19 protein-coding genes are annotated in these 22888 nt (G+C 69.1%); 12 read left to right on the forward strand and 7 right to left on the reverse strand.

Annotated features, from left to right (window positions below; all coding sequences use genetic code 11):
* Window position 1 precedes the first annotated feature (1 nt).
* Both BKN51_RS35305 and BKN51_RS35310 read right to left on the reverse strand, forming a co-directional pair.
* Window positions 2-673 carry a DUF998 domain-containing protein gene (locus BKN51_RS35305; RefSeq protein WP_101611719.1) on the reverse strand — a complete coding sequence of 224 codons (672 nt, stop codon included), beginning with the start codon at window positions 671-673 and terminating at the stop codon, window positions 2-4.
* Between the two features lie 88 nt (window positions 674-761).
* Complete coding sequence (locus tag BKN51_RS35310; protein WP_101611720.1) at window positions 762-1349, reverse strand: TMEM165/GDT1 family protein; 588 nt, start codon at window positions 1347-1349, stop codon at window positions 762-764.
* A gap of 187 nt (window positions 1350-1536) precedes the next feature.
* Here BKN51_RS35310 and BKN51_RS35315 point away from each other — a divergent pair, with 187 nt between their 5' ends.
* The 9 genes from BKN51_RS35315 (at window position 1537) to BKN51_RS35355 (ending at window position 13254) form a co-directional block, all read left to right on the forward strand.
* Entirely contained in the window at window positions 1537-2490 is a 954-nt protein-coding gene (locus BKN51_RS35315; RefSeq protein WP_101611721.1) for a S41 family peptidase, read from the forward strand.
* An 81-nt stretch (window positions 2491-2571) separates the two neighbouring features.
* On the forward strand, window positions 2572-4083 hold the full coding sequence (locus BKN51_RS35320) for a cytochrome ubiquinol oxidase subunit I (RefSeq protein WP_101611722.1): 1512 nt from the start codon (window positions 2572-2574) through the stop codon (window positions 4081-4083).
* A 434-nt stretch (window positions 4084-4517) separates the two neighbouring features.
* Complete coding sequence (gene cydB, locus BKN51_RS35325; RefSeq protein WP_101611723.1) at window positions 4518-5525, forward strand: cytochrome d ubiquinol oxidase subunit II; 1008 nt, start codon at window positions 4518-4520, stop codon at window positions 5523-5525.
* Entirely contained in the window at window positions 5522-8773 is a 3252-nt protein-coding gene (gene cydD, locus BKN51_RS35330; protein ID WP_101611724.1) for a thiol reductant ABC exporter subunit CydD, read from the forward strand. The genes cydB and cydD overlap by 4 nt, the downstream gene beginning before the upstream one ends.
* A 14-nt stretch (window positions 8774-8787) precedes the next feature.
* The gene (locus BKN51_RS35335; protein WP_101611725.1) at window positions 8788-9933 is read left to right on the forward strand and encodes a GAF domain-containing sensor histidine kinase; all 1146 of its coding nucleotides are present in this window, start codon (window positions 8788-8790) and stop codon (window positions 9931-9933) included.
* Between the two features lie 133 nt (window positions 9934-10066).
* Entirely contained in the window at window positions 10067-10699 is a 633-nt protein-coding gene (locus BKN51_RS35340; RefSeq protein WP_101611726.1) for an excalibur calcium-binding domain-containing protein, read from the forward strand.
* Window positions 10696-11328, forward strand: a complete 633-nt coding sequence (locus tag BKN51_RS35345; protein WP_101611727.1) for a class F sortase — start codon at window positions 10696-10698, stop codon at window positions 11326-11328. The genes BKN51_RS35340 and BKN51_RS35345 overlap by 4 nt, the downstream gene beginning before the upstream one ends.
* Before the next feature lie 9 nt (window positions 11329-11337).
* Window positions 11338-11946 carry a histidine phosphatase family protein gene (locus tag BKN51_RS35350; RefSeq protein ID WP_101611728.1) on the forward strand — a complete coding sequence of 203 codons (609 nt, stop codon included), beginning with the start codon at window positions 11338-11340 and terminating at the stop codon, window positions 11944-11946.
* A gap of 42 nt (window positions 11947-11988) precedes the next feature.
* On the forward strand, window positions 11989-13254 hold the full coding sequence (locus BKN51_RS35355) for a hypothetical protein (protein ID WP_101611729.1): 1266 nt from the start codon (window positions 11989-11991) through the stop codon (window positions 13252-13254).
* Window positions 13255-13258: 4 nt separating this feature from the next.
* Here the strand turns inward: BKN51_RS35355 and BKN51_RS35360 are convergent, their stop codons facing one another.
* From BKN51_RS35360 to BKN51_RS35375, 4 genes are all read right to left on the reverse strand, one after another.
* Window positions 13259-13885 carry a response regulator gene (locus BKN51_RS35360; RefSeq protein ID WP_101611730.1) on the reverse strand — a complete coding sequence of 209 codons (627 nt, stop codon included), beginning with the start codon at window positions 13883-13885 and terminating at the stop codon, window positions 13259-13261.
* Window positions 13886-13894: 9 nt separating this feature from the next.
* Window positions 13895-15031 carry a hypothetical protein gene (locus BKN51_RS35365; RefSeq protein ID WP_101611731.1) on the reverse strand — a complete coding sequence of 379 codons (1137 nt, stop codon included), beginning with the start codon at window positions 15029-15031 and terminating at the stop codon, window positions 13895-13897.
* 25 nt (window positions 15032-15056) lie between these two features.
* The gene (locus BKN51_RS35370; RefSeq protein WP_233223061.1) at window positions 15057-17555 is read right to left on the reverse strand and encodes a M14 family zinc carboxypeptidase; all 2499 of its coding nucleotides are present in this window, start codon (window positions 17553-17555) and stop codon (window positions 15057-15059) included.
* Between the two features lie 112 nt (window positions 17556-17667).
* Entirely contained in the window at window positions 17668-18507 is an 840-nt protein-coding gene (locus tag BKN51_RS35375) for an excalibur calcium-binding domain-containing protein (protein ID WP_101611732.1), read from the reverse strand.
* 186 nt (window positions 18508-18693) lie between these two features.
* Here BKN51_RS35375 and BKN51_RS35380 point away from each other — a divergent pair, with 186 nt between their 5' ends.
* Window positions 18694-20178 (forward strand): 3'-5' exonuclease, encoded by a 1485-nt coding sequence (locus BKN51_RS35380; protein ID WP_101611733.1) that lies wholly within the window; start codon window positions 18694-18696, stop codon window positions 20176-20178.
* On the opposite strand, the gene BKN51_RS35385 is transcribed toward BKN51_RS35380, so the two are convergent.
* Window positions 20175-20495 carry a nucleotide pyrophosphohydrolase gene (locus tag BKN51_RS35385; protein WP_101611734.1) on the reverse strand — a complete coding sequence of 107 codons (321 nt, stop codon included), beginning with the start codon at window positions 20493-20495 and terminating at the stop codon, window positions 20175-20177. The genes BKN51_RS35380 and BKN51_RS35385 overlap by 4 nt on opposite strands.
* A gap of 151 nt (window positions 20496-20646) precedes the next feature.
* On the opposite strand from BKN51_RS35385, the gene BKN51_RS35390 reads away from it, so the two are divergent.
* Together BKN51_RS35390 and BKN51_RS35395 are read left to right on the forward strand one after the other, a co-directional pair.
* Complete coding sequence (locus tag BKN51_RS35390; protein WP_101611735.1) at window positions 20647-21540, forward strand: nitrate- and nitrite sensing domain-containing protein; 894 nt, start codon at window positions 20647-20649, stop codon at window positions 21538-21540.
* On the forward strand, window positions 21537-22850 hold the full coding sequence (locus tag BKN51_RS35395) for a hypothetical protein (protein WP_101611736.1): 1314 nt from the start codon (window positions 21537-21539) through the stop codon (window positions 22848-22850). Before BKN51_RS35390 ends, BKN51_RS35395 begins: the two co-directional genes overlap by 4 nt.
* The last annotated feature ends 38 nt before the right edge of the window (window positions 22851-22888 follow it).

Raw genomic sequence — 22888 nt, forward strand, 5'->3', positions numbered from 1 at the left:
GTCAGCGGCCGCTGAGCAGTGGGCGCACCATGGTCGCCAGCAGGGTGAGGTCGACAGCGAACAGCAGCCGCTCGAACAGGCCGAGCGTGACCTCCTGATGCGACGGCCCGGTGAGCATCGTCCAGACGAACCCGCCGAGCACGATCACCACGGCGGCGAAGCTCGCCACCGAGAGCCGCCGGATCGTCGTGCGGCGCGGCTCCCACGGGCAGCGCGCCCGGCCAGGGCGGGTCAGTACCCAGGCGGCGGCGGGAAGCGCGAGGAAGGCCGTCAGCGCGGCGTAGTTGTGGATCTGCCCGGCCAGAGAACGGGCCTGGCCCTCGGGGTCGACGGGCACGAGCGCGAGGACGAACAGCCCGGCGCACCACACCCCGAGCAGGACGAGAACGGACTCGTAACCGCTGCGGTGCGCCTTCGCGATACCGCCGAGCAGAGCGAGCGAACCAAGCCCCAGCGCCAGGCACATCGCGCCGAACAGTGGCGCCGCCGTCGAGCCGGGTGAGAGGTAGCCGTAGACGTACTCGGACAGCGTCTGCCAGATCGGGCTGACCTGGCTGGACAGCCGCAGGTGCAGATCGATCGAGATGGCGACGGCGACGGCCATGCCGAAGATCGCGAGCCTGCCGTGCACGGGGGAGACGGCACGGGCCGCGATGATCTTTGGCAAGGTCACGACCGGTTTCTCCAGGCACGTCGGGGCGGGTGTTCACCTTTTCGTTTCCGAAAGGTTACCCGGCGAACCTGTGAAGAACCCGTGCGCCTCAGAAGACGAGCTGGGTCAGCGCGAACAGCGAGAACCCGGCGAAGACGAAGCCCGCCACGCGCTGGATGAGCTTGGGGCGGATGCGGCTCCGGACCTTCGCGCCGATGAAGACGGCGAGTCCGGCGACGGCGACCAGTGCCACGAAGGAGCCGAGCGCGACCGCGAACGGGTTGCCGAAGCGGGCCGCGAGGCTGGCCGTCGCGAGCTGGGAGGCGTCACCCCACTCGGCGGCGAACAGCACGCCGAACGACGTCAGCGCGGAGCGGAAGAAGGTCGCAGGGCTCGGCCCGGAACGCGACGCGTCCTCGCCGCCGTCCTTGCCGGGGCTGAACCCTTCACGAAGAAGCATGAACGCGCCGATACCGAACATCGCGGCGACGATCGCGGTCACCAGCGCCTCCGGTAGCAAAGTGAGCACACTGCCGAAAGTGGCGGCGATCGCACATTGCACGGCGAAGGCCGCGGTGACGCCGGCGAATACCGGCCACGCGCGGAAACGAGTGGTGAGAACGAGGGTGGCGACGAGTGTCTTGTCCGGTAGCTCCACGGCCAGTACCAGGCCAAACGCGCTGATGAGCGCCAGCATCGAGCCAGACATGATGTTTTCCACCCCTTTCACTGCAACGATAAAGGGGAGGTTCGGGAAAGGGCAAGCTGATGGCTTTTCCGAATCGGGCGGCATGTGCGGGCGAATTGTGTTTCTTGGCCGGGCGGAAAGGAGATTTCGGCAAACCGAATTCTTTTTTCAGTCGCCGCTGGTAGCGTCCGCGATCATGGACGAGAGAGCGCGGATCGATGACGTGTGCGGACGGTTGCGGAGCCACTACGTGTTCCCCGATGTCGCCGAGAAGCTCGTGGTGTTCTTGCAGGCGAGGCTGGGCGAGGGCGCGTACGCCGGGCTCGACGACAAGGCGTTCGCCGCCGCGGTCACTCGGGACCTGCAATCGGTCAACGGGGACAAACATCTGCGGCTGCGGCATCACGTCGACCCGCTGCCCGAGGTGGACGGCCAGTCCTTCGATCCCGAGGTGTACCGGCACGAGGCCGAACTGAACGGCTTCGGCATCGCGTCGGCGCGACGGCTGTCCGGGAACGTCGGCTACCTGGAGACGAAGCTGCTCTACGGGCCGGACATCGCCGGCGAGGCCTTGGCGGCGGCGATGACGCTGCTCGCGACCGCGGACGCGTTGCTGATCGACGTCCGGGAGAACCGGGGCGGCAGTCCGGCGGCGGTCGCGTTGCTGATCAGCTACCTGGTCGACGAGCCCGTGCACTTCAACAGCATTTATCTGCGCGACGGCGACGTGACCAACCAGTTCTGGACGCTGCCGTACGTGCCGGGACGCAAGTTCGGCGCGGACAAGCCGGTGTGGATCCTGACCGGTCCGAAGACCTTCTCCGGTGCGGAGGACCTGAGCTACTCGCTTCAGCAGTTGGGGCGGGCGAAGACGGTCGGCGCGGTGACCGGCGGCGGCGCGAATCCGCGTCAGCAGTACAAAGTGGACACCCATTTGGATGTCACCGTCCCGGGTGGACGAGCCGTGAACCCGGTCACGGGGACCAACTGGGAAGGCGTCGGCGTCCAGCCCGATATCGCCGTCGCTGTCGAGGACGCTTTCGACGCGGCGTACGCGTTGGCGCTGGACCACGTGCTGACACTGGGGGATTCGGGTGTGCGGCGGCAGATCGCCGACGAGGCGCGGCTCACGCTCGACGGCCTCGGCTGAGCCGGGCGCGGGACCTACGTCCCGCTGAGGACAGGACCACTTGAACTGGCGGGTCACCCTCGGGGTGAGCAGGCTTGAGGCGTGGAGGTTCTCGATCTCGCTAGGTGGCAGTTCGGCATAACCACCGTCTATCACTTCCTGATGGTCCCGCTGACCATCGGGCTTTCGGTCCTGGTCGCCGGGATGCAGACGGCCTGGGTCCGGACCGGTGATCCGCGCTATCTGAAGATGACCAAGTTCTGGGGGAAACTCCTGCTGGTCAACTTCGCGATGGGCGTGGTCACCGGGATCGTGCAGGAGTTCCAGTTCGGGATGAACTGGAGCGCGTACTCGCGGTTCGTCGGCGACGTGTTCGGTGCGCCGCTGGCGATGGAAGGGCTCGTCGCGTTCTTCGTCGAGTCGACCTTCCTCGGGCTGTGGATCTTCGGCTGGGACAAGCTGCCGAAGAAGGTCCACCTGGCGTGCGCCTGGGCGTACTCCCTGGCCACCGTGGCTTCCGCGTACTTCATCCTGGCGGCGAACTCGTGGATGCAGCATCCGGTCGGGGTCGAATTCGTCGACGGGAAGCCGACGATGAACTCGATCTGGGCGGTGCTGACGAACAACACCGCGCTGGCCGCGATCCCGCACACGCTCGCGGGTGCTTTCTCGGTGGCCGCGGCGTTCCTGGTCGGTGTCGCGGGCTGGCAGTTGTGGCGCAAGCGTTCGGAGGACGACGAGCACCGCGCGGTGTGGCGTTCGTCGTTGCGCCTCGGCGGCTGGACCGGGGTGGTGGCGTTCGCGGTGCTGGCGATCACCGGTGACATGCAGGGCAAGCTGATGTTCGAGCAGCAGCCGATGAAGATGGCGTCGGCGGAAGCGTTGTGCCACACGGAGAAACCTGCGAGCTTCTCGATCATCGCGATCGGTGACGTGAGCGGCTCGAACTGTGAGGACGTCAAGACGTTCAACGTGCCTGCGCTGCTCTCCTTCTTGGCGCACAACGACTTCACGACCGAGGTCAAGGGCGTGGAGAACCTGGTGACCGAGTACCAGGCGAAGTACGGCACGAACTACCCGGACGACCCGCAGCTCGGTTCGCTCGCGGGCAAGCCGATCGACTACGTGCCCAACCTGCCGGTGACCTACTGGGGCTTCCGCGCGATGATCGGCTTCGGCGCGATGTCGGCCGGGATCGGGCTACTCGCGCTGTGGCTGACCCGGCGCGGGCGCATCCCCGGACAGCGATGGTTCCCGTGGCTCGTGCTCGGCGGGATCGCGACGCCGTTCATCGGTAACAGCGCCGGCTGGATCTTCACCGAGATGGGTCGTCAGCCGTTCGTGGTGGTGCCGAATCCGACCGGTGTCGACGGAGTGTGGATGTTCACCGCGCAAGCGGTCTCGAAGTTGTCCACAGGCGAGGTATGGACGTCACTCATTGCTCTGACGACCGTTTACGCGGTCCTGGGCGTCGTCGAAGTCTTCCTGATGCGCAAGTACGTCCGCGGCGGTGTCGACGCCGTCATGCCCCCCAAGAAACCGGCCTCGACCAGCAAGAACGACGATCCCGAAGGCGGTGACAGCGATGACGACGCCCTCGCCTTCGCCTACTGATCGTCTCTTTACGTCACCTACCCAGCCCCCCGCCCTTCCCGGGGGACGGCCCCGCACCCAGCGTATCGGGGGTATCGCTCAGGCGGGTTACCCACAGCCGATCTGTGGACAACTTGAGTGGTTGTGGATAACTCAGGGCGATCAGGGGTGGAAGCGCCGGAACGGTCGCCTCGGAGTGCTAGGACGTGTCGCGAAAGCCACTTTCGCGACGCTGGATGTCCCGAAAGTGGCTTTCGCGACACGCCGCGCGGAGTCGGCAGGGCAGGACGACCACGGGCAGGGCCTGAAGGACCCCTTCACCGCATCGCACGCAGCGAAGGCTCCCTTCACGGAGTGGCATGCGGCGAAGGCTCCCTTCACCGCGGCTCACGTAGGAACCGCGTCGCATGCGGCGAAAGCGTCCTTCAGCCCAGGCCCAGGAAAGTGAGCGCCCGATGACCCTCGAAACGATCTGGTTCTGCGTCATCGCCCTGTTCTGGCTCGGCTACCTCTTCCTCGAAGGCTTCGACTTCGGCGTCGGCATGCTCATGCCCGCCCTCGCGAAGGACAACACCGAGCGCCGCGTCATGGTCAACACGATCGGCCCGGTCTGGGACGGCAACGAGGTCTGGCTGATCGTCGCGGGCGGCGCGATGTTCGCCGCGTTCCCAGGCTGGTACGCGTCGCTGTTCTCGGCCGCGTACCTCCCGCTCCTGGTCGTGCTGCTCGCCCTCATCGGCCGCGGCGTCGCGTTCGAATACCGCGGCAAGGTCGACTCCGACCGCTGGCGCCGCAACTGGGACCGCGTCATCGGGATCGGTTCGTGGATCCCGCCGTTCGGGGTCGGCCTGCTCCTCGCGACCACCGTCCTCGGCCTCCCGCTCGACGCCGACGGCAACCGGGTCGGCGGCGCGTTCGCCGCCGTCCGGTTCGAAACACTGCTCGGCGCGGTCGCGGTCGTCGGGTTCTCGCTGGTCCACGGCGCCGCGTTCCTCGCGCTCAAAACCGAGGGCGACCTCCGCCACCGGGCGCGGAACCTGGCCACCCGCCTGCTCCCGGTCGCCCTGCTGCCGTTGCTCGCGTTCCTCGTCGTTGTGCAACTGCGTTCGGGTGACCTGTGGACGCTGCTCCTGATCGGCATCGCCGTCGTCGCCGCGGTCCTCGCCTGGTTCCGCATCCGCGCGGGCCGGGAAGGGCAGGCGTTCGCCGCGCTCGGCGGCGTCATCGCGGCTTCCGCCGTCGCGATCTTCGTCGCGCTGTACCCGAACGTCCTTCCGTCCACTGTGGACGCCGCGAACACGCTGACGATCGCGGGCGAGGCATCGAGCCCGTACACCTTGACCGTGATGACGTGGGTCGCGCTGTTCGGCGCCCCCGCCGTCCTGATCTACCAGGGCTGGACGTACTGGGTGTTCCGCAAGCGCATCGGCACCCGCCACATCCCACCGGTACACGCACCATGACCGAACTTCCCGGCCGCGACACCCTTTCCGCCAAGGAGTCCACAATGGACCCAGCGCGACCGGGAAAGGGTCCGCTCGGCGCGCTCGCTCCGCTTTCGAAGGCGGCGCGCCGGGCGTTGATCCTCAGTGGGGCACTGTCCTTCGTCAACGCGGTAGTGCTGGTGGGACAGGCGTTCCTGCTGGCCGACGTCCTCTCCGCGGTCGTCCGCGGAATACCGGGGGACCGCACCGCCCAGCTGGCCGTGCTGCTCGCGCTCGTCGCAGGGCGCGCGTTGACCGGCTGGGCGGTGCGGGCAGTCTCCGTTCGCGCGGCGGCCCGGGCGAAGGAAGAGCTGCGCGCCAAAGCCCTCGACCACGCCTTGAAACTCGGCCCGGAATGGATCGCTCGCCGCGGCCACGGCGAGCTGACGTCGTTGACCACCAAGGGACTCGACGCGCTCGACGCCTACTTCACCCAGTACCTCCCGGCACTGGTGACCGCCGCGATCGTGCCGCTCGCCGCCGGCGCCGCGATCCTGGTCGCCGACTGGCCTTCGGCCGCACTCGTCGTGATCACCGTGCCGCTGGTGCCCCTGTTCGCCATCCTGATCGGCAAACACACCGCCGAGCGGGTCGCCGAAGCCGCCGACGCCGAGCAGCGGCTGTCGGGACATCTGCTGGAACTCGTCCGCGCGCTGCCGATCCTCAGCGCGTTCCGCCGCGCCGAGGCGCAGGCCGAGACGGTCCGGAAGATCTCCGAACGGCATCGCCGCACGACGCTCAAAACCCTGAAGGTCGCGTTCGCGTCGGCGTTCGCGCTGGAACTGATCGCGACGCTTTCGGTCGCGCTGGTCGCGGTCGTCATCGGCGTCCGGCTGGTCTCCGGCGAACTGCCGCTGGCCATCGGGCTCGGCGTGCTGATCCTCGTGCCGGAGTGCTACCAGCCGCTGCGCGCGGTCGGCGCCGCGTTCCACGCCAGCGAAGACGGCGTCGAGGCCGTGCGCCGCGTCGCGGACGTACTTGCGGAACCCTTGCCACCCCGAGGATCCGGGACACCGGCCAAGGGCGAGATCCACGTCGGCGGACTGCGCGTCGCGAGGCGTGGCGGATTCGCGCCCGACGGCGAGACGTTCTCCGTCCGGCCCGGTGAACTGACCTGGTTGCGCGCGCCCAGCGGCGGCGGCAAGTCGACGACGTTGGCCGTATTGCTCGGTTTCGTGCAAGCCCAAGACGGGACGATCACCGTCGGCGGCACCGATCTCGCCGACGCCGACCTCGACCGCTGGCGTGAGAACGTCGCCTGGGTGCCGCAGTCGCCGGTGTTCGGCGGGGGCACGGTCCGCGACGAGGTCGGCGCCGAAGACATCCTCGGCGAACTCGGGCTGACCGGTCTGGCCGATCGGCCGGTTTCGAAGCTGTCGCAAGGACAACGTCAGCGAGTCGCGGTGGCGCGGGCGCTGGTGCGGATCCGGTCGGGCGCGTGGCTGCTCCTGCTCGACGAGCCCACCGCCCACCTCGACGAGGTCAACGCCGGGCTGGTGATGGCCGCCGTCGCCAAGGCCGTCGACAACGGCGCCGCCGCGATCATCGCCGCGCACGAACGCACGCCGGGTGTCGACATGTCGACCGGTCCGGTGGTGGAAGTCGTCATGACGGAGGCACCGACGGCGGCCAAGCCGGTGCCGTGGCGCGCTTTGCTGCAGCCGAGGTTCTTCGGCGGAGCGCTGCTCGGCGCCGCGGCCCTGCTCGCCGGGGTCGCGCTGACCGCGCTCTCGGGCTGGCTCATCGCCAAGGCCTCGCAGCAGCCGCCGATCCTGACCCTGACGGTGATGATCGTCGGCGTGCGGACGTTCGGGCTCGGCCGCGCGGGCCTGCGGTACCTCGAACGGCTGGTCACGCACGACGCCGCGTTCCGGATCGCCGGAAGCCTGCGGGTCCGGCTTTGGGAGTCGTTGGTGCGGCTCGGACCCGCACGCGCGCTTCGGGCAGGTGAGGAGCAGCGGCGGCTGGTCGGCGACACCGACACCGTGCGCGACCTGCTGCCCCGGGTGATCACGCCGCTGATCGTGGTCGCGCTGGTGGCCGCGGGCGCCGTCGCGGTGCAGGCCGCCGTCCTGCCCGAAGCCGGACTCGCGCTGGCCGCGGCCGTGCTGGTGAGCGCGTTCGCGCCGCTGCTCGCGCTCCGGGCGGAACGCCGGGCGACCAGCGCGCTGGCGGCCGGACGGCGTTCGGTGTCGGCGCAGGTGCTGAGCCTGGTCGAAGCCGCCGCCGAGTCGATCGCGTACGGGACCGCCAAAGAGCGACGTCGCCGGATCGCCACGACCGACACCGCGCTGACCGCCGAAGCGCGGCGGCAGGCCTTCGGCGCCGGCGCGGCCGACGCCCTGATCATCCTGGCGACGGGTGCCGCCACCGTCGTGAGCACCGGGTTCGCCGTGAGCGCCGTCGCCGCCGGCGCGCTGAACCCGGTCCTCGCCCCGGTGGTCGCCCTGGTGCCGCTCGCGCTGGCGGAAGTACTCTCCCTTCTCCCGCCGGCCGCGCAGCACTGGGACACCCTGCGCCAGGCCCGTCTGTGCCTCGCCGAGTGCCATGAAAGTCCCCTTCCTTGCGAAATTCGCAAGGAAGGTGACTTTCATGGCGTCGGCGGCGTGCGGATCCGGAACGCCGACCTCGGCTGGCCCGGTACCGAGCACCCGGTCCTCACCGGTGTCGACCTCGACATCGCACCCGGAACGCACGTCGCCGTCATCGGCCCGAGCGGCGCCGGGAAGTCGACACTCGTCGCGGCCCTGCTCGGTTTCCTCAAGCCGAGCAAGGGTGACGTCGACGCTCCCGAGAACGTCGCCTGGGCCCCGCAAGAACCGATGCTCGTCTCGACCACCGTCGCCGAGAACCTGCGCCTGGCCCAGCCGACGGCGTCCGAGGACGACCTGCGGAAAGCCTTGTACCAAGCCGTTCTCGAGGACGTCGAGCTCAGCACGATGCTGGACAGCGCGGGCGCCGGGCTGTCGGGCGGGCAGGCGCAGCGGGTGGCGCTCGCGCGCGCCATGCTCGGCGCCGCCCGTGCCGATCTCGTCCTCCTCGACGAGCCCACCGCGCATCTCGACGAACCGACCGCGCGCACCGTCCGCGAGCGGCTCGGCGAGGCGCTCGCCGGGAAGACCGTCGTGCACGTCACGCACAACGCCGCCGAGGCGGACGGCGCCGACTTGGTCCTCGAGGTACGAGAGGGTCGCGTCACAGCGCGCGTACTGGCCGGAGCGGACTAATGTCGATAGCGCTCATGGATCCCACCCTTGCCGCGCGCGCTTTGTCCGCCGCCACCGAGATCACCGGCACCGCCCTGTCCGGCGACGACCCGGGTGACGTGCTGGAGACCGTGGTCGCCCGCGCCGTCGAACTGGCCGAGGCCGACCTCGGTCTCGTCATGGTGCGCGCGGACGACGGCCAGGTCGTCGTCGAGGCCGTGCACGGAGTCAGCACGAAGGGCCTGCGGGGGCTGGCTTTCGCCGCGGATTCCGCCGCCGGACAGGTCGCCCGCGGCGGTGAACCGGTGGTCAGCGAGGACTTCACCGTCGATCCCCGCACGGCGCCGTTCGTGCCGCCGGAACTGCAGGGCTTCGGTCCCTTCGCGGCGTCGGCGTTCGGCGCGGGCGGCCGCGTTCTCGGCGCGCTCACCGTGTACCGCCGCCATGGCGGCGCCCCGTTCTCCGCCAGCACGGTCGAGGTGCTCACCGCCTTCGCGGCGCAGGCTGGCGTGGTCCTCGCGTTGGCGGAAGGTGCCAACGCCCGGCACCGCGTGACCCTTTACCAAGAGCGCGAACGGATCGCGCGCGAACTGCACGACGTCATCGTGCAGCGGCTCTACGGCGCGGGCATGCAACTCGACCGCGTCCGCAAGAACATGCGGAAGCGGTTCGCACAGGCCGACGGCGTGCGGCTGTCCGAGGCGATCGACCAGCTCGACCAGACCATCGAAGAGATCCGCGGCACCGTGCGCGCCCTGCGCAGCCCGGAACCCGCGAACGAGACGATCACCGCCACCGACCTCGCCGAGTCCGCGCGCGGCGAGGTGCGCATCGCTGGCGAACTCCTCGGCTACCCGCCGACCCTCGAACTGTCCGGAGAACTGGCCGACATCCCCGCCGAGCAGGCGGATCACATCCGTGCCGCGCTTCGCGAAGCACTGTCCAATGTGGTCAGGCACTCCGGGGCGAGCGAGACCCGCGTGACGCTCAGCCGCGATGTGGAAGGCGTCAAACTCCGCGTGCGGGACAACGGATCCGGTGTCCCACAGGGGGTCGCCAAACGCGGTCTCCGTCATCTCGACGAACGCGCGACGACGTCCGGCGGGCGGTTTTCGATCAATTCGTCGCCGAGTCTGGGCACTTTGGTCGCTTTCGACGTTCCGCTCGACCAAACCGTGTGAAATTAACGGTCTCTGTCGCTCGTTAGAGTGACGATTCGCGTTTTCCGATTAATCCGTAACAGCCTGGTTCAGCGCGCGATTGTAAGGGTATCGAACGCGCTCGGAGCGCGAATTCCCATCGAAAGGACCCCCCATGTCCTCGGTTCGTCGCGCCCTCGGCACGGCCGTGATCCTCGCCGGTTTCTCCTTGTTCGGCCCCGCATCCGTCGCGTTCGCGTTGTCGGACGCGCCCGCGGCCGCCGATCTGGACTGCGGGAGCTTCCAGTTCCAGGAAGAAGCGCAGGCCGTACTCGACAAAGATCGATCGGATCCGCATGGGCTCGATCGGGACAAGGACGGAATCGCGTGCGAAACGTTACCGAAGCGGGGAACGACGCCGACGGAAACGATCACGCCCACCGTTCCGCCCCTCGCGACGGAAACGAAACCGGTGCCGGGTAGTGCGAAATCCGCGGACAAGGACTGTGCCGATTTCCCGTCCCAGGCCGCGGCGCAGGCCGAGCTCAAGAGGAACCCGCGTGACCCGCACCGGCTCGACGGTGACGACGACGGGTACGCCTGCGAATCCCGGTTCGGCGAGCCCGCGAAATCCGGCCAGGTGAAAGTCAAGCCTGTCGGCGGCGTCGCGACCGGCGGCGGTGAGGAAACCGCCGAAGTCAACGGCGGTCTCCTGGAGATCGGCGCGGTCGCGCTCACCGGCACGGCCCTGCTGACCGTGTCGGCCGCGGGCGCGTCCCTCGTCCTCCGGCGGCGTGCCGAGCGATGACCAGGGCTTCTTGGCGCCGGTGGCCGTTTCCGCTGGTCATCGGCACGCTCCTCGGGGTGGTGCTCGCGGCCGCGCTGACCGCCTGCGCCGTCCCGCCGACGGGCAAGGTCGCGTCGCCGGCGGCACCCTCCACGGTGTCTTCGGCGGCGGCTCCGGCCGTCACCGCCCCGCCACTCGGACCCGCGAAACCGGCGACGCTCGAAATCCCGGCGATCGGGGTCCGCACCGGCGAGATCGTCGACCTCGGCCTGGCCGGCGACGGCACCCTGCAGGTGCCGAACGACGCGATCACCACCGGCTGGTTCACCGGCGGCCCGGCACCCGGCGAGATCGGGCCCGCCGTCCTCGCCGGGCATGTCGACTACAAGAAGGTCCCCGGTGTCTTCGTCCGGCTCAAGGAACTGAAGACCGGCGACGAAGCCGTCGTGCATCGCAAGGACGGGGTCACCGCGGTGTTCACCGTCTACGCCGTCGAGCGGCATCCGAAGGCGTCCTTCCCCACGGAGAAGGTCTACGGTGACACGACCGGACCGGAACTGCGCCTGATCACCTGCGGCGGGGACTTCGATTCCTCGACCGGCAACTACCTCGACAACGTCGTCGCCTACGCGAAACTGACCCGCGCTTAGATTCGAGGGATGCGCACGGTCCACGTCGTCACTCATCCGGAGTCCACTCATCACGTCGATCGCCTGGTCGGCGGCTGGTTCGACGCCGAACTCACCCCCGGCGGCGAGCGCGCGGCCGTCGCGATCGCGGAGTCGCTGCGCGCGAAGGTGCCGGACGGCGTGGAGATCCACTCCTCGGACCTGCGCCGCACCGCGCGGACGGCGGAACTGATCGGCGAACGGTTCGGCGTGACACCGGTCCTGGACCGGCGGCTGCGCGAGAAGTCGTACGGGGAGGCCGGGGGCAAGCCGCAAGAGTGGCTGGACCGCCGGTTCGTCCCGCCGCCGCCGACCGGCGAACGGCTGGGGCACGACGAGGGGATCCCAGGTGCCGAAACGAAGGGCGCGATGGCCGCGCGGGTCTACGCGGCGATGGACTCGATCCTGGAAAGCCCCCGCGAGCACCGGATCATCGTGACGCACGGCGGCGCGCTGACCTTCGTCGTCGCGGCGTGGATCCGGATGCCGCTCGAGTCGGCCGGGTACGTCGACTTCCGCGCTTCACCCGGCAGCGTCACGGTGCTTCGTGAGGATGACTACTTTCACAACCGGCAGGTCGTGACTCTCGCCGGAAAATGACAGGATCTCCCCGAACTGTCGACGAAGACGTGGGGAGATCACATGCCGAGGTTCCTGCGAGCCGTGGCCCTTGCCGCCGCCGTCGCGGTCGTTCCGGTGGCCTTACCCGGCACGTCGGCGGCCGCGACCGAGTCCCGTTGCCCTCAGCTACGGCTGGCCGATCACTGGTACGGCGACAACGCCGCGAAGATCCAGAAGGTCATCGACGAACGCGGCCGCTGCGGCGGGAAGCACGGCGAGCGGCCGGTGGCGGTGTTCGACTGGGACAACACGGTCATCAAGAACGACATCTCCGACCAGACCGTCTTCTGGATGATCCGGCACGACAAGGTCCTGCAGCCGCGGAACAAGGACTGGCGCACGACCAGCCGGTTCATGACCGACGCCGGGGCGGACGCGCTCGGCAAGGCTTGCGGCACCGCCACCCCGGCCGGGAAACCGCTGCCGACCAGCAAGAACCTCGCCTGCGCCGACGAACTCCTGTCGGTGCGGAAGAGCGCGAAGACGAGCACCGGCGAAGAGGTCTTCGCGGGTAACAACCGGCGCTACATGGAGGCGGCCTACGCCTGGGTCGCGCAGATCAACGCGGGCTACCGGCCGGACGAGGTCCGCGCGATCGCCCGGCAGGCCAGGGCGGCGGCGCTGCTGGCGCCGGTCGGGGCGACCCAAAAGGTCGGATCGAGCACCCAGGTCGCGTGGATCCGGTACTACCCGGAGATCAAGGACCTGGTCGCGACGCTGAACAAGGCGGGCTTCTCGACGTGGGTCGTTTCCGCCTCGCCGAAGGAGTTCGCGGACGTCTGGGGTTCGGCGATCGGCATCCCGCCGAGCCGCACGCTGGGGATCTACTCGCAGACCACGAACGGCCGGATCAACGGGCATCTCGAAGGCTGCGGCGGGCACGCCGACGGCGCCGACGAGATCATGACCTACATCGACGGCAAGCGCTGCTTCATCAACGAGCGGATCCTCGGGATCCGCGGCGCGAAGGCGATGGAAGCGGCACCGGCGGCCAAGCGGCAGGCGCTCGCCGGCGGCGACGCGACCACCGACGTCACGATGCTGCACGACGCGACCGGAGTCCGCGTCACGCTCAACCGCAACAAGGACGAGCTGATGTGCCGCGCCTACGACAACGCGGACGGGAAGTGGGCGGTGAACCCGATGTTCATCGAGCCCTTCCCCGCGTTGAACCGCACCTACCCGTGCTCGACGACGGCGTACGAGAACGCCGACGGCACGCGCGGCCCGGTGCTGCGCGACGACGGCACGGTCATCCCGGACCAGCGCGACACCGTGCACCCCTGAGGCGCTAGCGGTCGCGGCGTGCGATCCACGCCGCGGCCTGCGTGCGCCGCTGCATGCCCAGCTTCGCGAGGACGGACGTCACGTAGTTCTTCACCGTCTTCTCGGCGAGGAACAGGCGTTCCGCGATCTCGCGGTTGGACATGCCCTGCCCGATCAGGTCCAGCACCTCACGCTCGCGTTCGGTGAGGGAGCCGAGTTCGTCCTCGGGCGGATGCCGCAGCTTGTCCAGCACCCGCGCCGTCGACAGCGGATCGAGCAGCGACCGGCCCGCCGCGACCTCGCGGACCGCGTTGACGACGTCCTGGCCGCGGACCTGTTTCAACAGGTACCCGGCCGCCCCGGCCATGATCGCGCCGACCATGGCCTCCTCGTCGTCGAACGCGGTCAGCATCAGGCACTGCGGCGCGTTCGGCTTCGAGCGCAGTTCGCGGCAGAGCGCGATGCCGTCACCGTCCCCGAGCCGCACGTCGACCACCGCGACGTCCGGCTCGACGTGCATCGCCACGGCCAGGGCCTCGTCGACCCCGCTCGCCTCGGCGACCACCTCGATGTCGGGCTCGTCGGAGAGGAGGTCACGCAGGCCGCGCCGCACCACCTCGTGGTCGTCGATGAGCAGCACCTGGATCGGCATACCCCCACGTTACTTCGTCGCCTTGGCGACCACCCGCTCCACCAGCGGAGACGGCAGTTCGGCTCGCTCGGCCAGCCAGCACGCCCACTTCCGCAGCAGGGCCATCGCCACCGGGTCCCGCCAGTCGCCGATCACGTCCAGGTAGTAGCCGATCCGGCCGGGGGAAACGGCGAACCGGGTGTCCGGCACCAGGCCCTCCATCCATTCGACCGCCAGGTCTTCCACGGTCTCGGGATCGGGTTCGCCGCCGTAGCGCTCGCCGTGCCACTCGACGAACAGACTGGCCATTTCGGCCGGGTCGGGGTCGTCGAAGAGCGATCGGTACGGCGGGAGCGGCAGGTTGCGCTTCTTCAGCACCGTTTCGAGATCCTCGAACCGGCGTTGCGCGCGATGCCAGTTGTCGAGCGCGTCGCGTGACTCGAAGCCGATGACTTCGAAGTCGCAGCTGACCAGGCCGGCGAGCCGTTCGGTGTCGGTCACCGCCTTCGGCTCCGCGTCGCCCGCTTCGTCGCCGAGTTTTTTCCGCCACGCCTCGGTGGCTTGCTCGACGTCGTCGTAGACGCGCCCGTCGGTCAGGGCGGGGATCCCTGACATGTCGACGTCGAACAGGTATACGCCGGGATAGGTGTACGCCGCGATCACCGCGAGGCGGGTGCCGTAGACGTCGAGCATCTCCCAGACCTCGCCGGTCGCCTTGATGTTCGCGAGGGATCGCGGCCAGTCCGACAGACTCTCGGACTCGATGCGGGCGATCGTGGACCGCAGCGTCGGCACCACGCCGGGAGCCGCGATCGCGAGCAGGCCGTGCAGCAGTCGCCACAGCGCTTCCGTCGGCCCGGCCTTCGCCGAGGCGGCCACCTCGGCGACCAGAGCGGCGAAGAACAGGTCGAAGTCGAGGCCGCTGTTGGCGTCGTCGATGGCGCGCATCAGTTCGGCCCCGAGCAGTTCGCAGGTCGCCTGCTCGAGGTCGCGAGCCGTCTTGCAGGCCATCAGCCCATCGATGCCGCCGAGAATGTTCTCGACTCCCGCCTCGAACCAGTCCGGCAAGGGCTCCGGTTCGGCGGTCAACGGCACCTTCGGCTTTGTCGCCTGCTTCTTGTTCTTCTTGGCCTTCTTCGGCTTCCGGCCACGGGAAACGGGGGACATGGCCGTAAAGCGTAGACCGTCTAGATCAGCCTGCCGCCCAGTAAACCGCCTTGGCCACCTGCGAATACAAGCCCTTCGGGTGATCGCGGAACAGTGGCTCGGTGCCGAACAGCACCACCTTCCCGCCGAGCCCCGAAGTGCCGGAGACGACGGCTGCCTGTCCCGCCGCTTGCAGCGGCCCGCCGGTGCCGTCGTCCCGGGTCCGCCAATGCCCCGCGACCAGCGGATTCCCGGTCGCGTAGCGCTGCTCGACCCGGACCGAGGAGCCGAGATCGGTGAACCAGAACGGCCCGTAGACGAACGAGTCCGGCAGCGCGCCGGTCCCCACCGGACCGGTCCCGTTGACCACCGAAACGACGCCGTTGCCGTCCTCCCAGCCCGCCACCGGACGCGCTTCGAGAAGTCCCACGTCAGTGTTGAAACGCGCGCCCGTGGCACCACGGGTGATCACGCCGCCGCGGGCCAAGAAGGCCTTCAGAGCGTCCTTCGCGGCCGGGGTGAGGTCGGTGTACCGCAGTCCCGAAGAGACGAACAACAGGTCCACCTTGGACCAGTCGAAACCGGCGTTGAGCACCGCCGCCGACACCGGCCGGACGTCGAAGCCCATGTCCCGCAACGCCTTCAACTCGTCCGGGCCGACGGCTCCCGCGATCGTCTTACGGCTCAGCGGGCTCGCCGTGCCGCGAGCCTCGGTGAACCGGACGCCGTAGCGGTCCGCCACCTCGGCGGCGGCCGGTCGTGCCGACGCCGGGACGACGATCGTGCCGTCCTCCGCGCGTCCCAGTGCGAAGCCGCGGTTCAGCAGGTCGTTGACGGCGCTGACGTCCTTGCCGTCGACGAGCTTCAGCGCGAGGTCCCGGCCGGGCGCGGCGTCGATGCCGCCGGTGGGCGACGCGGCGGTGACGTCGTGCGCCCGGACGTCGAGCCTCCCCTGCTTGACGATGTCGACCGACGCGCCCCACAGCAGGCGGTGGCTCCAGCCGGAGATGTCGTACATGACCGGCACCTTCGCCGAGATGTCGCTGCCCTGTTCCAGCATCACGTTCGCCAGCCCGCGTTTCGGCTGGTGCATGTCCACGAGGTACGAACCGGCCGGATACCGGCGCCCACCCAGCGAGAACGGGCGTTCGGCCTGCCGCACGCGGACGTCGTTGGCCACCAGATGGTCGACGAGCCGCGAAGCCGCGGAACCCGAGCGCTGGTCCGCGCCCGCGGGGATGACGTACGCGCGCGGGAATTCGGTGCGGTAGCGGTCTTCCGGCCCGAAACCGGGCACGAAACCGTCGGGGATCTCGCGCTGGGCCTCGCCCGCGCCGCCGCGACGGAACATCTCGATCTGGTTCGCGATCAGCTCACCGCGGTTGCGGTCGACGTAGGTCAACGTGCTGCCGATGGTGGCCTCGACGACCTCGGTGTTGATCACCGAGCGCCGCCGGAGTTCCGCGACGGGCTGCGTTTCGTAGTCCGCGTTGTTGACCCGCATCGGGATCTCGATCGTGAACGACACCGCGCCGTGGTACATCGCGTACTGGGCCGTGTAGATCGGCGCCCAGCCGTCCCAGCTGCCGGGGTCGTAGTCGCGGAACGGGATCTCCGGCTTCGCCGTCTCCGGTCGTCCCAGCGCCTTGACCGCCTGCTCCATGCCGAGACCGTTGGCATACCCGTGCTTGATGTAGAGGTCGAAGTCGTAGTTCTGGCCGTGCGGCGGAGTGGTCGGCTCGATGAGCGTGTTCTCGACGTAGCCGTGTTCGTCCAGCATCATCAGCGGCTGCTTGCCGATGGCGATCCCGCGTATGGCCCGCACTTCCGGCTGCGACGCGGTGACGAAGTCGCGGTTGGGATCGAAACCCTGAGACGTCTGCCGCGTGCCGGCGACCCGGCCGTCCGGATTGGCCGTGACGTTGAAGTAGAAGCGGTTCCGCTTCAGCAGTTCGGCGGTCTTGGGATCGTTCGCCGTCGCCAGCTTCTCGATGACGCGGAGCGCGCCGTCGGTGCCTTCCCATTCGTTGCCGTGGATGTTGTTGTTGATCCACACCGGCGCCTTGTAGCCGTGGCGCAGGAACGGGTCGCGCGCGGCGCGGGCCGGGTCGTTCTCGATCAGCGACCGCCACGCGTCCTGCCGCCGCGTCTCGAAGGGACTCTCCGGCGCGGTGACCGTCACCAGGTAGAGGTCACGGCCGAGGCCCGACTGCCCGGCGATCTCGACCGAGACCCGGTTGCCGCGCGCCTGCAGCGCGTTCAGCTTCGGCGCGATCGCGTGATACGGCGCGAGCCCGAGTTTGATCGACTTGTCGGCCGGGTTCTCCGGGTACACCCGCAGCTTGGTCTTGCGCGGATAACCGGAATGGTCGCCCGCGACGTTCTCGCCCGCGGCGGCCCGCGCGGCACCCATCGCCGGGTCGGTCGCGGCGACGTCGTTGCGTTCCGGCCCGTTGCCGGGGTCCCGGTGCGGCGCCGACGGCGGTGGTGCCGCGTACGCCGGCGCGGCGACCGCGCTCAGGGAAAGCATCAGTGCCAGGACCACGGTGCGAGCCGAACGCGACAAGGGCCACCTCCAGGGACGTCGGCACAGTGTTTCGGCTCGCGAAAGAGGTCACAAGACCCGAAAGGTGGCTAACCGGGCGCCGGGGAAACGGCTACTCGCAGGCCACGCCGTCGCCGTCCCGGTCGAGTTTGCGGCTGTACCCGGGCTGGCCCGCGTACAACGGCGCCGCGCCCGCCGCGCGCGCGGCGGCGCAGTTCGGGTAGTAAGCGGCCTTGGGCGGGTCCGGTTCCTCCGCCGCGGGCGGAGGGGTGGTCTTCTTCGTGGTGGGCTCGGCCCGAGTGGTCGTCGGCGGCGCCGCGACGGGCTGCTGCGGTGGCGCGACGGAAGTGGGCGGCGCGTCGATCTTGCCGAGGCACGGCGGCCCCCAGAGCCCGTTCCCGGCCGACCGCGCGGCGTCTTCCGCGGCTTGGAGCGCGACACCGACCGTCTTCTCGACAGCCTTGCTCGCGTATTTCGCGTACCCCGCTTTGAGCGCGACGGTGGAGTAATCGCCACCGTTCACCATGCCGACCGACGCCAGCGCGACACCGGCGTCATCGGACACGGCCTGAATGACGACTTCCTGTCCCGCAAGTGTGTTCTTTGCCCACGTGACGGTTTCCGTGGCGAAACATCCATTGGTGCTCGGAGGGGGCGTCAAACCGAGAACATGGATGATTTTCCCGCCACCGGGGCCGGTCACCTTGATCGTGCCGGCATCCACCACCTCGACCACCCGGTACGTATTCGGAGCGGCGGACGAAGACGTCGTCGGGCTCGGCGTCTGTTCGACGCGAACGGCCGCGGTGGCAGGCGGTTCCTGTTGTGGCTGCGGTGTTTTGCCGAAGACGGCGCCGAGTACGAAGAGGACCGAAAAGGCGGCGAGAACGATCATCATCCAGCGAGGCATCCGCTTCTCACGAGAAGGCCGTTCGGTGGGATCGGTGTGCATGGGCGTCCTCGGAATTCTTGCCTCGGGTGGGCTTTGCCGGTTTTTGTCGTTCATCCACCGAATGTCGTTACAAGCCCGGATATTTCGTCACGAAGCGGCCACGAACAGGTCACCGTCGGCGTTCGGGCGTTACGCGGGCGACGGCGTCGCGATCCACCGGTAGATGCTTCGAGAAAAGGAAACGAAATGGCGGAGACAGTCGAAAACCTCGTGTTGACCGGAGACGGCCGGTTCGCCGTGGGCACGACGGAGTTCACCGCCATCGATTTCGAGACCACCGGCCTGCATCCGGGACACGTGGTCGAGGTCGCGGCCGTGCGTGTCCGCGCGGACGGCACGGTCCTGCGCGAGTTCTCGACGCTGGTCAATCCCGGCCGCGGCGTGGACCCCGGTCCGGCCCACGTGCACCGGATCACCCGCCGCGAACTCGACAACGCTCCGTACCTCGGCGAGGTGCTGGGCGATTTCCTCGATCTCTGCCAGGGCAGTGTCCTGGTCGCGCACAACCTGCCCTTCGAGGCGCGGTTCCTCGGCGGGGAATTCGGCAGGCTGGGCGCCCGGGTCCCGCCCATGCCGGGCGTGTGCACGCTGGCCGCGGCGCGACGCTCGCTCCGGCTGCCGAACTACCGCCTGGCCACGGTCGCCGAGGCGGTCGGTGTCGGCGAGTTCGCGGCGCACACGGCACTCGCCGACGCGTACGTGTGCGCGCGGATCGTGACGACCCTGGTGACCACGCACGGCCTCAGGTTCGCGTCCCCGCCGGTGTTCCCGGAACTACCGCGATTCGCGCCGGCCGCACGCCTCTCGCCCCGCCGTGCGGCGGTGCCGAGCGGCGGCACCTGGATGGCGGACTTCGTGGATCGGGTACCCGAGGCTGTTTTCGGCCCGCCCGGCCCGCTGCGGGACGCCTACGTCGAACTGCTCGGGAACGCCTTGGCCGACAGGCACATCTCGGACGCCGAAGCGAGGGCCCTCGTCGCCGCGGCTTCGGCGGCGGGGATGTCGGACGCGGATCTGCACCGGGTGCACACCGGGTTCGTCCGCGCGATGCGTGAGCTCGCCGAGAGCGACGGCGTCATCACCACCGAGGAAGAGCGGGATCTGCGCACCGTCGCGGCGGCACTGAGAGTGCCGGAGGTGCTGCACGGACTCCAGGCCACCGCGACCTCGTCCGGTGGGCGCCGCCGCGTCCTCGTTCTCGGCGACGGGCTGGCGGAGGACGGCTTGCGCGCCGCGGTACTCGACGCGGGGCTCCAACTCGCGAAGAAGCTCACCGCGTCGGTGACCCACCTCGTCGTGGGCTCCGGGGTTCCGCCTGCCGAGCCGCGGATCGCCAGGGCGGGCGAACTCGGTGCGAGGGTGCTCGGAATCGCCGAGGCACGCCAAGCGCTGGGTCTCGTTCCCCAGCCGCCGACCGCGCCTGTCCCGGTCCCCGCGCCTCCGGCGCACTGGCCCGCCCATGACAGGCGGACCGGCGTCTTCACACCCCCGCCGCGGACGCCGTCCGTGCTGCTCTGGGCCGGACGGGTCCTGATGGGGCTCGGAATGCTGCTCATGTTCATCACGGTGCTCGCGCTGTTCGGCGGAGCGGGGCTCGCCGCGGGCATCTTCGTCGGTGTCCTGGGCGTCGGCGGGCTGCTCGGCGGCTGGCAGATCGCCGTCAGGGCCTAACTCCCGGGCGCCGGGAAGCGGTGCTCGTTCCGGTCGATCTTCGCGTTGGCCGCTTCGATCAGATCGACGTCCAGACTGTTCGCCAGCTGCAGAAGGTACAGCGTCACGTCGGCGATTTCGTCGACGACGTTGTGCGCCAGTTCAGGGTCGGAACGCCACTTCGCGGACTCCTCCGGAGTGAGCCACTGGAACAGCGAAGTCAGCTCGCCGACTTCGCCGGATAGGGCCATGACCAGGTTCTTCGGAGTATGGAACGGTTCCCAGGACCGTGCCGCGGCGAAGTCACGGAGGCGCTGGTTGAGATCGTCGAGTGTCACGTGCCGTGCCTACCAGATCGTCACGGTGCGCTAACCGCCGTATGGCGGACGGGCGTTGACGTGCAATTTGCAACTTGCATAGCGTCGCTCCGCGTCGGGGACCCGATCCGGAAGGAAAGCCTTGACGTACCAGCGAAGCCTTCGCTCTCGCATGCTCTCCATCGCCTTCGTGCCGAGCGCGGCCTTGGTCCTCGTCGCGTTGTTCATCGGCGGATTCCTCGTCCAGCAGGCCATTCAGGACCGCGCCGACGCCGAAAACGGAGCGATCGTCATGGCCGACGCGAGCCGGGTGATCGCGTTGCTGCAGAGAGACCGGGCAGTCGCGTTGAAGGCGCCGGGCAGCCGTTCCGCCATCTACACCGCGTACGCCGATCGCATCGACACCTCGCTCTCCTCCCTGCGTGAGATCGCGCGGGCCGCTCCCGACGCCGAGGTCGGCTACCAGCAGACGATCGCCGTCGAGCTGCTCACCGCCGTCGAAGGATTGGACCGCAGCGACTCCCTCGCGGTCGCGGGGATCGACGACGAGGGCCGCCTCGACTACGCCGCGGCGGTCGGCGCCTACCGGTCCAGGCTCGACGCCGTCGCCGGAAAGCTGACGGAAAGTAGTCGCCGGATTTACCGGGAGCTCATCGGCAGCGAAGACTGGAGCCGGTTCGGCGCGGTCGAAACCGCGTTGAGCGCGGCCACGCCGCCGCCCGTCGGGCAGGACGCCTGGCGCGTCGCGGCCGGCGTCGTCGGCCGCTCCCTCGGCGACCTCGCCGCCCGCCAGATCGAGTACTCCGCGCAGCTCGCGATCGACGGCGGCCGCCGGGTGCTGAGCGGCGCACTCGCCGCCGCCGCGTCGATCTCGCTGCTCGCGGGGGTGGTGATGGCGATCGTGATGCTGCTCGCCCGGCGGCTCCCGATCCCGGTCATCCGCTGCCCTTCGCGTGTCGAAGCGACGCCGCTGACCTGGTCACACCTGGTGAGCGATTACGCCGGAAAGAGCACGCTGTTGGCCCACACGCGTCGGCGAACCGGTCGGGCAGACTTGTCCGGGTGAGTTCCACGACGGATCTGCGCCCCTACCTGCGCACCTTGGACGCGGAGACGCTGGCGGACCTGCTTCATGCCCATGCCGAGCGTGACCCTGTGTTACGACAAGCGCTGGAAAGTCGATTCGTCACCCAGGGGAGTGACCTCGCCGAGGCGCACCGCCTCCTCGACACCGCCGTGATGGCGGGCAACGTCGAGTACGCGGCGAAAGTCGGCTCCGTTCTCGACACCCTTCAGCGGCTCCTCGACGCCGGCAGCCGGGCCGATCTCGCCCCGCTCGCCCGCCGGACGGTCGACGACATCAGCGAGATGCTGGAGCAGATCGACGACGCCTCGGGCGAGGTCACGGACCGGTTGGACCGGGCCGTCGAGCTGTACGCGCGGGCCTGCGCCGCGCGCCCGCCGGACCCCGAGAGCCTGGCCGCCTGGATCCTCGAGGTGGAGTTCGACGGTCCGGGATGGCCGGTCATCGAGTTGGCCGACTTCGCCTCGGCGTTGGGGGACAAGGGGATCGCCCGGATAAAGTCCACTGTGGACGATGTGCTCGCGGAGCATCCGTCCGGGGTGAAACGCGAGACGGCCGAGCGGCTGCGCGAAGAGCTCGCGGAGGTGTCCGGCGACGTCGACGCGCTCGTCGCGATCCTCGCCGCCAAGCCGCCGCGGGTCGACGTCAGCCTCAAGATCGTGCGCGTCCTGCGCGCGGCGGGACGGCACAGTGAGGCCATCGCGCACGCGGCGCGGGCGCTCACGCACGACAAGAAGGAAGAGGCGCCTCCGGTCGAAGAGGAGCCGGTTCCCTTGTCTTGCAAGGATTTCGACGAGAGTCCCGGCAGTGCGACGTATTTCGCGCTGCGTCAGGAGTCGCTGGAAACGGGACGGTGGGTCGCGCAGCGGAAGACCGCGCTGGCCAGGCTGCGCGAACTCGCCGCCGAGAGCACGGAGGCCGCGGACGAACTCGTCCGCGCGCTGCTCGGGGAGGACCGGGCCGACGAGGCGTGGCGGGCGGCGGTGCGTTTCGAAGCCTCTTTACCGGTGCGCGTCGAACTCGCGGATTCGCGTTCCGTAGCCCATCCGGCCGAAACCGTTCCCATATACCGGGACCATGTCGAAGAATTGATCACGCATAAAGATCCGAACTCCTACCGCGAGGCGGCCCGGCAGCTGCGCAAACTCCGCGCGGTGCACAAAAAGGCTGGTACGGCTGAGGAATTCAGCTCGTACCTCGGCACGTTGGTGGAAATACACAAACGCAAGACGCGGTTGATCGCCGAGATCAAGGCGGCGAGGATCGCGATTCCGAAAACGATTCGGGCGTAACCGCTTCCACCGCCGGTCGTTATTCGAAGTGAACCGAG

It is taken from the genome of Amycolatopsis sp. BJA-103 (genome assembly GCF_002849735.1).
Taxonomy (GTDB): Bacteria; Actinomycetota; Actinomycetes; order Mycobacteriales; family Pseudonocardiaceae; genus Amycolatopsis.

What these genes read in the sequence shown, in the direction of transcription:
- BKN51_RS35310 (WP_101611720.1), bottom strand. Translation starts at nt 1,349, where the DNA reads ATGCTGGCGCTCATCAGCGCGTTTGGCCTGGTACTGGCCGTGGAGCTA.
- BKN51_RS35315 (WP_101611721.1), top strand. Translation starts at nt 1,537, where the DNA reads ATGGACGAGAGAGCGCGGATCGATGACGTGTGCGGACGGTTGCGGAGC.
- cydB (WP_101611723.1), top strand. Translation starts at nt 4,518, where the DNA reads ATGACCCTCGAAACGATCTGGTTCTGCGTCATCGCCCTGTTCTGGCTC.
- cydD (WP_101611724.1), top strand. Translation starts at nt 5,522, where the DNA reads ATGACCGAACTTCCCGGCCGCGACACCCTTTCCGCCAAGGAGTCCACA.
- BKN51_RS35335 (WP_101611725.1), top strand. Translation starts at nt 8,788, where the DNA reads ATGGATCCCACCCTTGCCGCGCGCGCTTTGTCCGCCGCCACCGAGATC.
- BKN51_RS35340 (WP_101611726.1), top strand. Translation starts at nt 10,067, where the DNA reads ATGTCCTCGGTTCGTCGCGCCCTCGGCACGGCCGTGATCCTCGCCGGT.
- BKN51_RS35345 (WP_101611727.1), top strand. Translation starts at nt 10,696, where the DNA reads ATGACCAGGGCTTCTTGGCGCCGGTGGCCGTTTCCGCTGGTCATCGGC.
- BKN51_RS35350 (WP_101611728.1), top strand. Translation starts at nt 11,338, where the DNA reads ATGCGCACGGTCCACGTCGTCACTCATCCGGAGTCCACTCATCACGTC.
- BKN51_RS35355 (WP_101611729.1), top strand. Translation starts at nt 11,989, where the DNA reads ATGCCGAGGTTCCTGCGAGCCGTGGCCCTTGCCGCCGCCGTCGCGGTC.
- BKN51_RS35360 (WP_101611730.1), bottom strand. Translation starts at nt 13,885, where the DNA reads ATGCCGATCCAGGTGCTGCTCATCGACGACCACGAGGTGGTGCGGCGC.
- BKN51_RS35365 (WP_101611731.1), bottom strand. Translation starts at nt 15,031, where the DNA reads ATGTCCCCCGTTTCCCGTGGCCGGAAGCCGAAGAAGGCCAAGAAGAAC.
- BKN51_RS35375 (WP_101611732.1), bottom strand. Translation starts at nt 18,507, where the DNA reads ATGCACACCGATCCCACCGAACGGCCTTCTCGTGAGAAGCGGATGCCT.
- BKN51_RS35380 (WP_101611733.1), top strand. Translation starts at nt 18,694, where the DNA reads ATGGCGGAGACAGTCGAAAACCTCGTGTTGACCGGAGACGGCCGGTTC.
- BKN51_RS35390 (WP_101611735.1), top strand. Translation starts at nt 20,647, where the DNA reads ATGCTCTCCATCGCCTTCGTGCCGAGCGCGGCCTTGGTCCTCGTCGCG.